The following is a 15,474-nucleotide window of genomic DNA, read 5'->3' as shown; positions in this document are numbered from 1 at the left end:
CTAAAATACAAACAGAACCAATAAAAACAATTACTACAATAATGTGACACAAGACTAAAATATAAACAGAACCAACAAAACAATACAATGAGAATAAACACAAGGCTAAAATACAAACAGAACCAACAAAACAATTACTATAATTACTATAATAATGAGACACAAGCTAAAATATGCACAGAACCACTAAATTAATCCTTCTTTTCTCAACCTTTCTTTCTTTTACTTTTACCCATGCTAAGATATTGATTCCTATGGACTTGACTCAAACCGACCATTTAATGGCTTATGGAATTGCGTATAATTGTCTTTTAGCAGGTGAAAATGTTGAGTGGTTATTGAATTATCGAGGCGGTTCGTTTCTGATGGCTGACAATCCAGCAATTAGAAAACTTTGCAATCTTCGGGGTGTTCGTTATGAAGTAATCTCTCCCAGCCAAGAAATAACCATTAGACAGACAATTGAAAAAGAGAATATGGACGCAATGCTTTTAGAAAAAGCACCCAAAATTGCGGTCTATGTGCCACCAAATCACGAGCCCTGGGACGACGCAGTAAGACTAGCCTTAGAATACGCCAAGATACCTTATGACCGCATCTGGGATAAAGAAGTGCTCCAAGGCAAATTAAAAGAATACGACTGGCTTCACCTACACCACGAAGACTTTACTGGACAATATGGCAAATTTCTCGCAGGACACGGACATGCCGACTGGTATCAAGAAGATGTTATATTGAATACTGCTATGGCTAAGTCATTGGGATTCAAAAAAGTATCTAAATTAAAATTGGCAGTAGTAAAAGAGATTAAAAAGTATATAGAAGATGGTGGGATGGTCTTTGCAATGTGTTCTTCGACTGATACTCCTGATATCGCTTTGGCCGCAGAAAATACAGACATCGTTCCTAAGGAGTTTGATGGCGACCCGGTTGACCCTAATTATATGTCTAAACTCAATTATGCTAACTGTTTGGCATTTGAAAATTTCACTGTCGTCATTGACCCTTATGTCTATGAACATTCTGATATTGATACCTATATTGAATCTTCGGCTCGGGGACCAAATGTCTACTTCTCGCTCTTCGATTTTTCGGCTAAGTATGACCCAGTTCCAACAATGCTGGTTCAAAACCATGTTGCTTTGGTCAAAGAATTTCTGGGACAAAACTGCGGATTCCGGCGAGATAAAATAAAGAAAAATGTCTTGATATTAGGTGAAGTTCCTAATACCGAAGAAGTTAAATACATCCACGGAAAATTTGGTAAAGGCACATTTACTTTTTTAGGTGGTCATGACCCTGAAGATTTCGCACATCGCATTGGCGACCCTCAGACTAATTTAGAATTGCATAAAAACTCTCCTGGCTATCGACTAATATTAAACAATGTCTTGTTTCCTGCAGCCCAAAAAAAACCACTTAAAACCTAAGAATAAAATATACCTAACCCGGTTTCGCATTATTGCCACCAAGGACTTACTCTTTGAGGACTTCAAATCAAAACATAAGAATAAAATTGCTCACCTTTTGGAGAAGAACGGTTTTGTGACCGTTCTCCCAAACTTTGAAGACTTCAAATCAAAACACAAGAATCAAATCACACCTAATCCAAGAATTAAAAGCATTCTTTTAGCGAACAACTACTCTATTCTCAAATGAAAACTCTCTCAATTTTAGTTAAAGGACAGGTTCAAGGTATTGGTTTTAGACCCTATGTTTATAATGTTGCTAAAAAATTAAATCTTAGTGGTATAGTCAAAAACACAAAACAAGGTGTCTTAATTTTCTGCCAAGGAAAAAATAGCCGAAAATTTTTAAGTATCCTAAAAACCTCGCCGCCTAAATTAGCCAAAATTGACAGCATTATTGTAAAATCAATCAATACAAAAATCTATACAGATTTTACTATTGTTGCCAGTCAACCTAAAACTAAAAACAATATCTGTGCTGTCTCCATAATGCCTGATTTAGCAATCTGCCAGGAATGTATTGCTGAAATCCTAATGCCTAAAAACCGTCGGTTTTATTATCCTTTTACTAACTGCACGCAATGCGGACCAAGGTATTCCATAATCTTAGATACCCCTTATGACCGACCTCGAACGACAATGGCTATGTTTAAGATGTGTCCGGATTGCGAAAAAGAGTATAAAAATCCTCAGGACCGAAGATTCCACGCCCAACCTAATGCCTGCCATATCTGTGGACCCCATCTTACCCTAAGCCCGATTTCCCAACCACTTACGATTAAAAAAGAAAACAGCCAAAAGATTATTAAAAACGAAATCTCATTACTAAGCCAAGAAAAAATCAAACTTCTCGGTATTAAAAAAGCAAACTCCCAAGAAATTATTAAAAAGGCAGTCTCATTATTAAACCAAGGAAAAATACTATGTATAAAATCTATTGGCGGTTTTCTTTTAGCAGTTGATGCTCAAAATGAATCCGCAGTCCGAAGACTAAGAAAAAGAAAAAATCGACCCCGAAAACCTTTTGCCTTAATGTGCAAAGACATTAAGACTATAAAGCAATTATGCACTATTAACAAAGAAGAAGAAAATTTGCTGAAATCTAATATTGCACCAATCGTGCTTCTAAAAAAGCGCCTAAATCCTAAATTAAAAATAGCAGAATCTGTTGCGCCCAATAATGCTTATTTAGGCATAATGTTACCATATACACCACTACATAAACTATTATTTGAGACTAAAAATGTTTCACATGAAACATTCGGCAATAACAAGCATAAAACTATAAAAAAAACTTCTGGTCAATTAAAAGTACTAGTAATGACCAGTGCTAACCCTAAAGATGCACCGATTATCACAAATGCTATAGATATAAAAAATCGTCTTTCTAAATGTGTTGATTATATTCTTGACCATAATCGTAAAATTGAATCCCGGTGCGATGATTCTGTAGTATTTAATTATCAGGGGCAAATTTTAATAAGGCGCTCAAGGGGTTATGTGCCTTCACCGATTGAACTAAAAAATGTTAATCTAAAACCAGTTTTGGCATTCGGTTCTGACTTAAAGAATTGTTTTGCTTTAGGTGAAGATAAAAAAGTCTACTTAAGTCCTTATATTGGCGATTTTGGTTCTAATGAGAGCATCGATTTCTTTTGGGAGATGCTAACAAAGTATCAGAAGTGGTTTAGTATTAAGCCTGAGATTGTCGCGTGTGATTTACATCCAAATTATGTTTCTTTTCGATTGGCTGAAGCATTTGCTGAAAAACACAAAATTCCTTTATTAAAAATCCAGCATCATTTTGCCCATCTTGTGAGCGTTATGGCTGAGCATAATCTAAAACCTCCGGTTATCGGCTTAAGTTTTGATGGAACTGGATTTGGTCCTGATGGTAATATTTGGGGCAGTGAATTTATGTTGGTCAGTTATCAAAACTACCAGCGCTTAGCACATTTACGATATTTACCCCTGATTGGTGGTGATAGCGCAATTACCAATCCGAAAATGATCTGTGAAGCATATCTTATTGAATTAGAGTTATTAAAAAAAAGACCTAAGGTTTTTACTCATAATCAAATATTCACATCAAGTTTTGCACGGCTATTTGATGCAGTCGCTTATCTGTTGGGCACTTGCTCCTTACAAACTTACGAAGCCGAGGCGCCGATAAGTTTAGAGGCCGAAGCAATAAATTTTGCATCCAGCACTAAAACAAAAGAAAGAATAAGATATGAGATAATTCAAAATTCGATTTCATTAGTTAATAACCGTATTGACTCGCGCTCAAAACAAATTTATCAACCAGCGCTGAGTTTAAATAACCCTAAAGAAAATTTAATAAGACAATCTAATAAAGGTTCTTTACCAAGCCACGATGTTTATCAATATGATACTTTTATAATTGAACCAAAACCAATTTTTGAATTTCTCATTAAACAAAGAGATTCAGGGGTTGAAACTAATAGGTTGTCCTATCTATTTCATCAATGGGTGATTCAAACTTCAGTTGAAGTCGTAAAAAAAATATCTCAACAAACAAAAATATCTCAGGTCTGTCTTGCGGGCGGAGTCTTTCAGAATCGAATAATTCTTAACGGCATTGTCTCCTTGCTTGAAAACTCCGGATTTGATGTCTATTTTAATCGAACCGTTCCAATCAATGACGGTGGAATTGCATTAGGTCAAGCTGTAGTCGCTGGTAAAAAGATTTAGGTCCGCACCCAAAATTCTCGATTAATCAGACAAGGTTTAATTAAATATCTTAAAATGAGAGCAGAGAAAAGTCATATATATTCTTTTCCCAAGTAGAACCAATTGAAAAAATAGACACAAAATTAATTGAAAAAATAGAGACAAAATTAAACAACCGAATTTATTCTTTCAATTCCCAAAATAGGTTTTGGCAACAGAAAAAATTTTTTACTCCCAAAATTAAAAAATATCTTGACTTAACTCTAAACTTTAATAAAATTGATGCGAGCATTTGCGCGATACAGAAAGTTGTTGACGAGAATTAGTTAATTTATTAAAAATTATTATTATAGATTTGTGGAAAAATTAGCTTGTTTATGGTAAGTTTTTATTTTACAAACATTTATAAAATTAAGTTTTGTGGAAAACTTTGTGGAAAACTTTTTATGAAGTGGATAAGTAGTCGATGAGCGAATTGAAAGAGCAAGTCTGGTCAAAAATTATTTCCGGTCTGAGTGAATTAATTAATCAAGATGCGATTACTGCTTGGTTTCGTCCTTTAAGACCACTTAATCTTGATGACGGTTCTTTAGAAGTTGGAGCTCCAAATCAATTCTTTATTGAATGGATTTCTGAATATTATTCAAATGCTTTATCTCAGGTTCTTACTCAATTAAATCTAAAGATAAATTTCACAGTAATACCTGAAGAGTCTTCGCCTGAATCGACCAACACAGAAAATACTTATTCCAATAATACTACAGCAGCCAAACATATCTCTACTCATAATCAGACCTCAAATCGACTTACCAATCAATCACGACTTATTGAGCGATATACCTTTGATAATTTTATTATCGGAGAATCGAACCGATTTGCTTATGCTGCTTGTAAAGCAGTAGCAACAGCACCTGCCAAAACTTATAATCCACTATTTATCTATGGCGGAGTGGGATTAGGTAAAACTCACCTTTTGCACGCTATTGGCAATTATGTCAAAAATAACAATCCCCAAGCAAAGATTTGCTACACGCCCGCAGAACTCTTCTTTTTAGACCTTATCCAATCAATCCAAGAAAGAAACCAATTCGCCTTTAATAATAAATACCGCAACTTAGATTTATTATTAATTGATGATATTCACTATCTTAAAGGCAAAGAACGGTTACAAGAAGAAGTCTTTCATCTCTTTAATTACCTTCAGGGAATGGGTAAACAGATTGTTTTCACCTCAGACCGACCGCCTCGAGAAATTCCTACCTTAGAAGAGCGTTTAGTTTCACGGTTATTGTCAGGTTTAGTCTGCGACTTAAAACCACCAGATTTAGAAACAAGGATTGCCATTCTAAATAATAAAGCCAAAACTGAATCGATAAACATTGACCCGGAAATCATCTACTTTATCGCAGAAAACATAAAAACCAATATCCGGGAATTAGAAGGCTGTTTGATTCGCTTAGCCGGCTACGCATCCTTAACCAATACTCCGCTAACCTTAGATGTCTGTAAACAGGTTCTTTCAGACCTACATATCACCTATGAAAAACCTAAGCCATTGAAAATCATTGATGTAGTTGCGAAACAATTTGGGGTTACTGTTGAACAGTTGCAATCTAAAGAGCGGACTGCGAATTTGGCTTTAGGCAGGCAGGTTGCAATGTATCTTTTACGCACCTTATTAGGAATGTCGCTTAAAGAAATCGGGTCAATTTTTGGTGGTAAGGACCATTCTACAGTCATTCACGCTATTGAAAAAATAACAGAACTTAAAAAATCAAACCCGGATATTGCCCAAAAAATTCAAAAGGTTCTAATGTTAATAAACGGTGGATAAGTTGTGGAAAACTTGTTGAAAATGTAGTAATTATCCACTACAAAGAAAGTAAATTTGTCTGTTTGATCTTTCTTATCCACAAATAACAAAAAAGATTTTATCGGATGTGGATTAAGTTTATATATGTTTATTATGTATTTTAGGTATTCTTTAGTTATCCACATAATAAATAATAATAGTTTTTATCTTAATAATATTATTAAAATTATATATTTTTAATTGCTCTACCTTGTTAAACCTTAAAACAGATTTTATTTAAAAGGAAGTATTTACTCTTGACGAGAGAAAATGTTTGGCTATAATCGTTTCTATGTTAGAAAATTTCATACGCACCGAACCGATCTCCACAGTATTAGATGCTATAGGCAACACTCCATTAATTGAATTAAACATTAAATATGAGAACGAAAACTGGCGGATTTTTGCTAAACTGGAATTCTTAAATCCAACTGGCAGTATTAAAGACCGTATTGCTAAATATGTTATTGAGCAAGCAGAAAGTCGACACGAATTAAGTCCTAATTCAATAATAGTTGAAGCCACCAGTGGTAATACAGGTATTAGTTTTGCAATGGTTTGTGCAGTTAAAGGATATAAGTGTATTATAGTCATGCCAGAAAATGTTAGTATTGAACGACAGAAAATATTAACTATGTTAGGCGCAGAAATATGTCTTACTCCGCAAGAAGAATTTTATCAAGGTGCATTAACCAGAACACGCAAAATTGCAGACAATAATCCCAAAGTATTTTTACCTAAACAATTTGAGAATCCTGAAGACATTGCTTGCCATTATAAAACCACCGGCGAAGAAATAAGCAAGCAAATGGAAAATAAAAGAATAGATGCTTTTGTCGCCGGAGTAGGCACTGGCAGCACTTTAACTGGTGTTGGTAGGAAATTAAAAGAAATAAATCCTGAATGTAAAATTATCGCGGTAGAACCCGAAGAATCTGCGGTATTAACTGGATGTAAAAAGCCTATGCCCCATCAGATATTTGGCATCGGTACAGGTTTTGTTCCGGCATTAGTTGATATTAATCTTATCGACTGGTGTGAACCCATAAAAAGCATTGATGCAGTTAAAATGGCAAGAGAAATATGCCAGAAATCAGGCATGATGGTGGGAGTTTCATCAGGCGCAAATGTTTTAGGTGCAATTAATGTGTTAAAGAAAATAGGCAAAGATAAGATTGTGGTAACGGTCTTACCTGACCGTTCCGAACGCTATTTTTCTACAGAATTATATCAGGGCAAAAAAGATGTGATAATCAGAAATTGCCGTCAGGGTTGCGAAAATCCTTTCTGCATTGACTAAAAATTAACCATAAGTCACTTAACAAAACAAGACAACAAGAGCTAATAGTTATTAACATATTGGATTTTAATAAGATAGATAAAGCATCTAAACATTAAATAGAAAATTAGGTTTTATCAAGGAGTTTTTTATTAATAACTGAGGGTTCGTAAACTCCGCTTTGATTATAAAGGATGGTTGGGAATGACTTACTCGGATTTTTGTAATAAAGATATAAGCAATGGATTAACCGGTATATTGCACTGTAAATTCCATTGGGTAGGTTAGTATCTTTAGTGGGTTTAGGTTGAGTCTGCGCATATTTCCGGTTTTGGCCTAACCCGACCCTTGCTAATCAAATGAGCCGCGGGTCTGTTTCACCGAGAAGGTAAAGGATTAGGTGACTTTATCTACTATCCTATTGATAATCGAGGGGTTAAATCATTAGGTTACTAAAAGGACAATCTGAATATTTGTAGATTGGGTGGTCAGAAGGGTATGCCGGTGGGTTGCCGAGGGGTATGCCCCCCGGCTTGCCTCCTGGCTTGCCTCCTGGCTTGCCGACCGGCTTACCTATTAGGTAACCGAGGATGTCAGGGAAGTGAGTGGTTAAAGCGAAGGTATAGGTCTTGATTACAGGAACTGTCTGTTAAAAAAGTAGTCTGTAACATTAAAAATCTGGAGGAAAAGAATAATCTTGGCTTTATTTTACCAAAATTTCTACAATCGTTGCTAAAATTTTTATTAAGCACGACAATTAAAATTTTTATTTCTTTATCCCTTTTGTGTTAATAAAACTTATTTTTTAATGTTTTCAAGATAACTTATTTTTTTAATATTTTCTTTCATTCATCAAAATATATTTTATCTATTTTTATTATTTTCCTAACAAATTTTTTTCCTTTCTTTTCAAAACCAAGAAAATAGATACCAGATTGAACTATTCTATTATAATTATCTCTTCCGTTCCAATAGATGTAGTGTTCAGACCCAAACGATTTAATTAACCTGCCGGTTTTATCATAAATATTAATATTTTTTATGTCACAACCTAACCGAATTTGAACTGTAATTGAAAATGGGTTAGGATAGATAATTATTTTTTGAGAATTGTCTGGCGTTTCTTCAAGACAATTTGGTCGCTTGCGCGTAACATAATACATAATATAGCAACTATCTTTATAAACGATTGCTGGGTCTTTAACATAAAGATATTCTAAAGGATTGGTTGAGTCGTGTTGAAGCCGAAATCCATTTTCAAGTATCCAGTTCTCTCCATCAGAAGAATAAATAGACCTAATATTACGGTCATTGGGATTGTTGCTAAAACAATAAAAACGATAACCACTGGTAATTGCAGAAATACCATTTGCCATCATCAGGTTATTGATATTAAAATTAGATTGCTGAACAAATTGTAAGCCATTAGTAGAATGGGCGTGCCAATTAAAATTTGCCGGTGCACCACCAGCAAAATATTGTAAAGTTCCATTGGTCCATAATAAAGTAGGGTCAAGCACAGGAAAACCCGCAACTTGAAATCTGATACCGTTTTCCAAATTGAAATGAATACCGTCTAATGAGAATGCAGAATAAGTTTCTGGTTGCATATCATTAATTGGGTCACCAGTAAAATATAATCTAAAAGTATCTCCAAACATAATCACATCAGGGTCGCAAGGCTTTCCGGGCCAGTTCTCTGTGCCAGGAATTATAACTTGATAGTGTTGCCAATTATTTATGCCATTATTAGAAATTGCCACTTTAATACCATCAGACCAATGAGTTATGAGTCCTTGATAAAAAAGATAGACCGAGTTATTCGGACCAATTATAGCATCAGGCACATCAGCCGAATCGCAAAAAATCATATTTAGTTTATGAAATGTAAGACCATCAGCAGAGGTTGCCACAAGTATCCGATTTTGTAAAGGCTGGCCGATTATAAAAATAGGCAGAAGAAATAACAAGTGCTGTAAAATCAAGATAATGCGAAAGTCGCTAAATTACCTTTTGCTCTTGTTCATAAGTGTTTAATAAATCAGTTGGCATAGTGCTTAATGTTACACTTTAACTGATTAAGGTTTTTAATTAGCGCCGTTACACTGACTTGAATCTGTCATTAGGTTTGGTAGTTTAATATCAAGGACTGGACTATTCTGATGTTTTGTCCAAAAAGATTGCGCAAGAATTCGAGGAATAAAGGATAAAAGCGACCTAAAAATGATTCCATTTTACATTGATTATAAGTATTATTTAGCCCAAGTCAACAATGAGAAATAGAAGTTGCTAATAATCTTTCTCGGTAGGGTATAATATTTTGTGTAAATTTTAGTTTGATATGTTAAAGAAAACAGATAATGAAAGAATAAGTCTGTATGGAAGAAAAAGAAATTACACAAAATTCTTAGCGCTATCTCTATATATATTTACATCAGACTCTGCTATCTCACTATTTCATATACTACTAAATTGTAATCAATCGCACCAAGTTTATGTTTATTAAATAATATAATAATAAAATATATATAATTTCTGATAAATTTTGCGAGCGCAGAGTTGGAATAAATAGTATCTGTCTACCTATGGTAGGGTATAATATTTTGTGTAAATTTAGACTTGCTATGCTAAAAATAAAGATATATCCTCCTATGGTAAATAACGATAATTTCTGCCAATGGTAAGGTTGACAGTTAAATATTTAGTTGACAGTTAATATTTATTAGTTATAATTGACAATAGTTTTGCTCTAATTAGGTGTAGATTTGGATTGTAAACCAGGTACTGATAATAAGACTTTAATAAGTGATTTTCGTAAAAGATAAGACCAGATGGATCGCGTAATTTTTACAGAAAATCTTACTAAAGATTACCGAACTGGTTTTCGGATGCAAAAGGTTCGGGCAATTGAGAATCTCAATTTAGAAGTTTTTGCGCATGAAATTTTTGGTTTTTTAGGTCCGAACGGTGCGGGCAAGACCACGACACTTAAAATTTTAGTTGGTTTAGCCCATCCCACAAAAGGACGAGCCTTAATATTTGGCAAAAGTCCTAATCACATTGAAACTAAAAAGCGAATCGGCTTTTTACCCGAATCACCCTATTTTTATGAATATCTTAATGCTAAAGAGTATTTAGAGTTTTGCTGTCAAGTATCAGGAATTAGAGACAATGTTCGTCAACGGATTAACCGATTGCTGGAACTGGTTCGTTTGGCACCTTTTGCTAAATTACCTATTCGGGGCTATTCTCGGGGTATGTTGCAAAGATTAGGGATTGCGCAGGTTATGGTCACAGACCCGGAATTAGTAATTTTAGATGAACCAATGGGAGGGCTTGACCCAATTGGCCGACGAGAATTTCGCGATATTATTATCTCGCTTAAAGAACAAGGGAAAACGGTCTTCTTCTCAACCCATATCTTAACCGATGTGGAAATGATTTGTGACCGAGTAGGCATTATTCTTAATGGTAAACTTATTAGCACGGGTCAATTGGACACGATTCTCGGTGAGAAAGTTGAAATGATAGATATTGTTGCCGAAGGATTAGACCACAAGACGCTTCGGGCAATAGAAAAAATTGCGACAAAAGTAATTGAAGGAGATAATAAAGCATTGATTACTGTCTCGGATGAAGCATCTGCGGAACGGATTTTGACCATCGTTCGTGAAACCCGTGCGAAATTGGTCTCTCTTCAACCAAGACGCAAGACCTTAGAAGACCACTTCATCAGCCAGATTCAGAAAGAAAGATTAAAAGAAATATAATATGACTTTATAAAATAGAACTATATCAAGCAAGGATGAAAATTACCGGGATAATCTTAAATACATTTCGGGAATCGGTCCGAGATAAAGTCTTTATTACAATAATTGTCTTTGCGATTTTAGTAATTGGCAGTGGCCGAGTAATTAAACCCTTGGCATTAGGAGAAGAAGCCAAAGTGGTGAAAGATATTGGATTGAATGCGATAACTTTCTTTTCCGTATTAATTGCCATCTTAGTCGGAGGACGATTGGTGTATAAAGAAGTTGAAAAACGAACAATATATCTAATTCTCTCTCGACCCATTCCGCGCTGGCAATTTGTATTAGGAAAATACTTAGGCTTGTTGTTAGTGCTTTTTGAAAGTATTCTGATTATGACCGGTGCCTTTTATATTATAATGTTCTTGTTGAATATTCCCAGCAACATCTATCTTCTTTGGGCAATTTTTATGACCTTTTGCCAATTGTGGATACTTACTGCGGTTGCAATTCTTTTTTCTACTTTCTCTACGCCGATTACCAGTTCGATCTTTACTTTTGCAATATATGTGATGGGCCATTTAACCCGCGACTTAAAAGTTTTTGCCAAAGCGAGTAAATCGCCCATCAATGAACTTTTTGCTAATATTATATATTATATCCTACCCAACTTTTCCAATTTTAATGTTAAACCTGCGGTCGTGCATAACTTAATTATTGAAACCAATGCTTTACTCCTCACAGTGCTTTATGCAATCTTTTATTCGGGACTAATGCTTTTCATTGCCAGTCAGATTTTAGCCCGCAAAGACTTCTAAAAATGGATGAAAGATTGCTGGCAATTAAACACTAATTGCACAATTGCCATTTGGGACAGATATTTCTGAAGCAGAGTTTTTTATTAAATAAGATAACAGTATAGATTCTTATAGTGATGACTAACGAGATTATCCGACGAGTTATAGTAATTCCGGTTATTGCCATTGGATTTGTTCTTATTTGGCAGATTCAGAGTATTATCGATGCCTCTCGGCATAAATCACTTCAAGTTCGTATTGTCGAAGAATTGATGTATTTTCCGTCCGGCAAGTTCTTAAAGCCACTTACGATTGAATATGAGACAGCGATGGCAGATTTGGTCTGGTTGCGAGCAGTTCAATATTACGGCCAACATTTAATCACGGACCGGAAATTTATCTGGTTAGACCATATATTTGATATTCTTACCACCCTGGACCCAAGATTTATTGGTGCTTATCATTTTGGTGCAATTGTTATTGCTTGGGATGCTCGGCAATATACTGAAGCCTTGAAATTACTTTATCACGGAATGGCAAACAATCCCCTAAATTGGCAGTTAGTATTTGATGCGGGTTTTATCAATTATATGATAACTAAAGACTATGTCTCGGCCGGATATTATTTTGAAATTGCTTCAAAATTACCTGAGACTTGGACAATAACCGAACGCTGGGCCGCATTTGCTTTTGACCGTGGTGGGGCTAAAGATATGGCAATTGAAATTTGGCAGACAATTTATCAGACAACCCAGAATCGAAAACTTAAAGAAAAAGCTGAACAAGAATTAAGGCGTTTAGGTGTTTTTCCCTAACAGATAACTAATTTAATCAACACTAACATAGATTTTCCCTGATTTACACGCCAACAGCATTTTAATCGGGAAAGTGCTTGACTTTTAGTTAACAAGAAGGTAAAATTTTAATATGTCGATAGAGAATCTTTTGAAAACCACAAGAGATGCTGAGCTTTTTGCTGCTGGCGATGTTGATACGAAATTAGATAATAATTTTTGGACACCATCAGAAATTGTTGAGTATCTTGACCGCTATATTATTGGCCAGAAAAAAGCCAAGATGGCAGTAGCCATTGCGCTACGCAATCGCTGGCGTCGTCAGCAAGTAAGTGGTAAATTAAAAGAAGAAATCTATCCTAATAACATTATTCTTATTGGTCCAACAGGTGTTGGCAAGACGGAGATTGCGCGTCGTTTAGCCAAGTTAGTCCGCGCCCCATTTGTTAAAGTTGAAGCATCTAAATTTACCGAAATTGGCTATGTTGGCCGCGATGTCGATAGTATGATTCGCGATTTGATGGAAATCGGAGTTAATATGGTAAAATCGGAAAAGTTACAGTTGATTGCACCGAAAGCAGAAGTGTTAGCCGAGGAAAGAATCTTAGAACTATTGTTGCCTCAAAGCGAAAGAAAAAGGCCTACAAACGAGACCAAATCTAACTCAAAACGAGAAGAACAATCAATGGCTGAGACTAAAGAAAAACTGCGGAAAATGTTACGCAATGGAAAACTTGACAACCGATTGATTAAAATTGAGACAGTAAAACCAGTTTTACCGTTTATTGAAGTTTTTTCTCAAGCCGGAGCCGAAGAAATATCGATGCGGATTCAAGAAGTTTTTTCCGATGCTATCCCCAAAACTACCAAAAAACGAAAGATGACGGTAAAAGAAGCCAAAAGTGTTTTGGCTAATGAAGAAGCCCAAAAACTTCTTGATATGGATGAAATTGTATCTGAAGCCAAAACCCGCGTGGAAAATTCTGGTATTGTCTTTTTAGATGAAATTGATAAAATTGTTGGGGCGGGTAAATCTTTTGGTCCAGATGTTTCTCGAGAAGGAGTGCAAAGGGATTTGCTACCAATTGTTGAAGGCTCTAATGTCTTTACCAAATACGGTATGATTAAGACTGACCATATCTTATTTATTGCTGCTGGTGCTTTTCATAACGCCAAGCCATCGGATTTAATACCTGAATTGCAAGGACGCTTTCCGATTCGAGTTGAACTTGACCCACTTAATAAAGACGACTTTAAGAGAATTTTAGTCGAACCAGAAAATGCGCTGATTAAACAATATACGGCATTACTTGCAACTGAAGGTGTCAAATTAGAATTTGATGACGAAGCCATATCTGCGATTGCGGAAATTGCGGCACAAGTAAATGAGCAAATGGAGAATATCGGTGCCCGTAGATTACATACAATAATGAATGCACTCTTAGAAGATATCTTATTCAAACTTCCTGCACCCGATGTTCAACAGATTAAGATAACTCGAGATTATGTGCAGAGTCAATTGAAAGATATTATTGAGAATAAAGACTTAACAAAGTATATATTATGAGGACCCGAAAACAGACCACAAAGATATCAAGAACAAAAGGGAAACTTTAGATACTGGTTTTTAAATGATCGGTCACTTTGAGAATTTATCGGATGGGTGTTGGCGTAACAAAAAATGTATTTTGCAGATTTCTTAATTATAAGCAATTCACAAATTACCCCTAACAATCAATACCCAGAGAATATTTTTACCAAAAAAAATTACTTATCTTAGCAACAATCAACACTCAATGAAAATCAGTGGTTAAAACCAAGCAGTTTAGAAAGAAGGATAAATGAAAAAAGATTTAATAAGTATTTTAGATTTATCAAAAGATACAATTCAAAAACTAATCTTTAAGGCAATCGATTTAAGGGACGAACTAAAGTTTGAACCAACTTTACCGTATTTAGAAGGAAAAATATTGGCTTTAGTTTTTGAGAAACCGTCCTTAAGAACACGAGTTACATTTGAAGTTGCGATTCGTCAATTAGGTGGTTCAGCAATTTATTTGGGACCTACCGATATTGGTTTAGGAAAACGCGAGTCAGTGGCGGATGTTGCCAGAAATCTTAGCCGATGGGTAAATGTGATTAGCGCTCGAACTTTTAGTCATAATACCGTAGTGGAATTAGGTAAATTCAGCACGGTACCGGTTATTAACGCGCTTTCTGATTTAGAGCATCCTTGTCAAGTTTTAGCCGATTTTTTAACTATCTATGATAAAATTGGTAAGTTGCAAGATATAAAAATTGCTTGGGTTGGTGATGGTAACAATGTTTGCCATTCTTTAATGCTGGCATCAGCGCTTTTAGGCGTTCACTTAAAAATCGCAACACCCAAAGAATACGGGCCAAACCCATCAATTTTAACTAAAACTTTAGAATTGGCTAAAACCAGTGGCAGTAAAATTGAACTCTTTAATGAACCAGAATCTGCGGTTGCGGAAAGTGAATTTATTTATACGGATACTTGGGTTTCTATGGGACAGGAATCTGAGTCGGAAAAAAGACAAAGAATTTTTAAGAAATTTCAAGTCAATCGACAACTTTTGTCTTATGCACCAGATGTTTATTGGGTAATGCATTGTTTACCGGCACATCGAGGGGAAGAGATTACAGACGATGTGATTGACGGACCACATTCAATTGTTTTAGACCAAGCGGAAAATCGTCTTCATATCCAACGAGCCATCTTGCTCTACTTATTAGGAAGATTTTAAGGATTAAACGAACCGCAATTTTTAGATATTCAGCACAGCCTAAAAAAAGATATAGGTGGTCGACTTTGATTT

At 35.3% G+C, this 15,474-nt stretch carries 11 protein-coding genes; 10 read left to right on the top strand and 1 reads right to left on the bottom strand.

Going from position 1 to position 15,474, the window contains the following annotated elements:
- Positions 1 to 173: 173 nt before the first annotated feature.
- From N2201_00265 to N2201_00245, 5 genes are all read left to right on the top strand, one after another.
- A complete protein-coding gene (locus tag N2201_00265) occupies positions 174 to 1,430 on the top strand; it encodes an asparagine synthetase B (protein ID MCX7784658.1) in 1,257 nt (418 codons plus the stop codon).
- A gap of 225 nt (positions 1,431 to 1,655) precedes the next feature.
- Positions 1,656 to 4,184: a carbamoyltransferase HypF gene (locus N2201_00260; GenBank protein MCX7784657.1), complete on the top strand. Its 2,529-nt coding sequence runs from the start codon at positions 1,656 to 1,658 to the stop codon at positions 4,182 to 4,184.
- 445 nt (positions 4,185 to 4,629) lie between these two features.
- Positions 4,630 to 5,997: a chromosomal replication initiator protein DnaA gene (gene dnaA, locus N2201_00255; GenBank protein MCX7784656.1), complete on the top strand. Its 1,368-nt coding sequence runs from the start codon at positions 4,630 to 4,632 to the stop codon at positions 5,995 to 5,997.
- A gap of 310 nt (positions 5,998 to 6,307) precedes the next feature.
- Positions 6,308 to 7,315 carry a cysteine synthase A gene (cysK, locus tag N2201_00250; protein ID MCX7784655.1) on the top strand — a complete coding sequence of 336 codons (1,008 nt, stop codon included), beginning with the start codon at positions 6,308 to 6,310 and terminating at the stop codon, positions 7,313 to 7,315.
- A gap of 477 nt (positions 7,316 to 7,792) precedes the next feature.
- Positions 7,793 to 7,927, top strand: a complete 135-nt coding sequence (locus N2201_00245) for a hypothetical protein (GenBank protein MCX7784654.1) — start codon at positions 7,793 to 7,795, stop codon at positions 7,925 to 7,927.
- Positions 7,928 to 8,139: 212 nt separating this feature from the next.
- Here the strand turns inward: N2201_00245 and N2201_00240 are convergent, their stop codons facing one another.
- Complete coding sequence (locus tag N2201_00240) at positions 8,140 to 9,207, bottom strand: T9SS type A sorting domain-containing protein (GenBank protein MCX7784653.1); 1,068 nt, start codon at positions 9,205 to 9,207, stop codon at positions 8,140 to 8,142.
- A gap of 918 nt (positions 9,208 to 10,125) precedes the next feature.
- Between N2201_00240 and N2201_00235 the strand changes: the two genes are divergently transcribed.
- From N2201_00235 to argF, 5 genes are all read left to right on the top strand, one after another.
- Positions 10,126 to 11,064 carry an ABC transporter ATP-binding protein gene (locus N2201_00235; protein ID MCX7784652.1) on the top strand — a complete coding sequence of 313 codons (939 nt, stop codon included), beginning with the start codon at positions 10,126 to 10,128 and terminating at the stop codon, positions 11,062 to 11,064.
- 35 nt (positions 11,065 to 11,099) lie between these two features.
- Positions 11,100 to 11,861, top strand: a complete 762-nt coding sequence (locus N2201_00230) for an ABC transporter permease (GenBank protein ID MCX7784651.1) — start codon at positions 11,100 to 11,102, stop codon at positions 11,859 to 11,861.
- A gap of 116 nt (positions 11,862 to 11,977) precedes the next feature.
- Positions 11,978 to 12,655, top strand: coding sequence for a hypothetical protein (locus N2201_00225; protein ID MCX7784650.1), 678 nt, complete (start codon positions 11,978 to 11,980; stop codon positions 12,653 to 12,655).
- 112 nt (positions 12,656 to 12,767) lie between these two features.
- Positions 12,768 to 14,201 (top strand): ATP-dependent protease ATPase subunit HslU, encoded by a 1,434-nt coding sequence (gene hslU / locus N2201_00220; GenBank protein ID MCX7784649.1) that lies wholly within the window; start codon positions 12,768 to 12,770, stop codon positions 14,199 to 14,201.
- A gap of 274 nt (positions 14,202 to 14,475) precedes the next feature.
- Positions 14,476 to 15,402, top strand: coding sequence for an ornithine carbamoyltransferase (gene argF, locus N2201_00215; protein MCX7784648.1), 927 nt, complete (start codon positions 14,476 to 14,478; stop codon positions 15,400 to 15,402).
- Positions 15,403 to 15,474: the final 72 nt, after the last annotated feature.

Source organism: candidate division WOR-3 bacterium, assembly GCA_026418155.1.
In the GTDB taxonomy this organism is placed as follows: Bacteria; Hydrothermota; Tepidihabitantia; order Tepidihabitantales; family CAIPLT01; genus JAOABV01.
The sequence above is the reverse complement of the archived record's forward strand: the minus strand, read 5'-3'. Positions and strand labels throughout refer to the sequence as shown.

What these genes read in the sequence shown, in the direction of transcription:
- N2201_00225 (MCX7784650.1), top strand. Translation starts at nt 11,978, where the DNA reads ATGACTAACGAGATTATCCGACGAGTTATAGTAATTCCGGTTATTGCC.
- N2201_00235 (MCX7784652.1), top strand. Translation starts at nt 10,126, where the DNA reads ATGGATCGCGTAATTTTTACAGAAAATCTTACTAAAGATTACCGAACT.
- argF (MCX7784648.1), top strand. Translation starts at nt 14,476, where the DNA reads ATGAAAAAAGATTTAATAAGTATTTTAGATTTATCAAAAGATACAATT.
- N2201_00260 (MCX7784657.1), top strand. Translation starts at nt 1,656, where the DNA reads ATGAAAACTCTCTCAATTTTAGTTAAAGGACAGGTTCAAGGTATTGGT.
- N2201_00265 (MCX7784658.1), top strand. Translation starts at nt 174, where the DNA reads ATGCACAGAACCACTAAATTAATCCTTCTTTTCTCAACCTTTCTTTCT.
- hslU (MCX7784649.1), top strand. Translation starts at nt 12,768, where the DNA reads ATGTCGATAGAGAATCTTTTGAAAACCACAAGAGATGCTGAGCTTTTT.
- dnaA (MCX7784656.1), top strand. Translation starts at nt 4,630, where the DNA reads ATGAGCGAATTGAAAGAGCAAGTCTGGTCAAAAATTATTTCCGGTCTG.
- N2201_00245 (MCX7784654.1), top strand. Translation starts at nt 7,793, where the DNA reads ATGCCGGTGGGTTGCCGAGGGGTATGCCCCCCGGCTTGCCTCCTGGCT.
- cysK (MCX7784655.1), top strand. Translation starts at nt 6,308, where the DNA reads ATGTTAGAAAATTTCATACGCACCGAACCGATCTCCACAGTATTAGAT.
- N2201_00230 (MCX7784651.1), top strand. Translation starts at nt 11,100, where the DNA reads ATGAAAATTACCGGGATAATCTTAAATACATTTCGGGAATCGGTCCGA.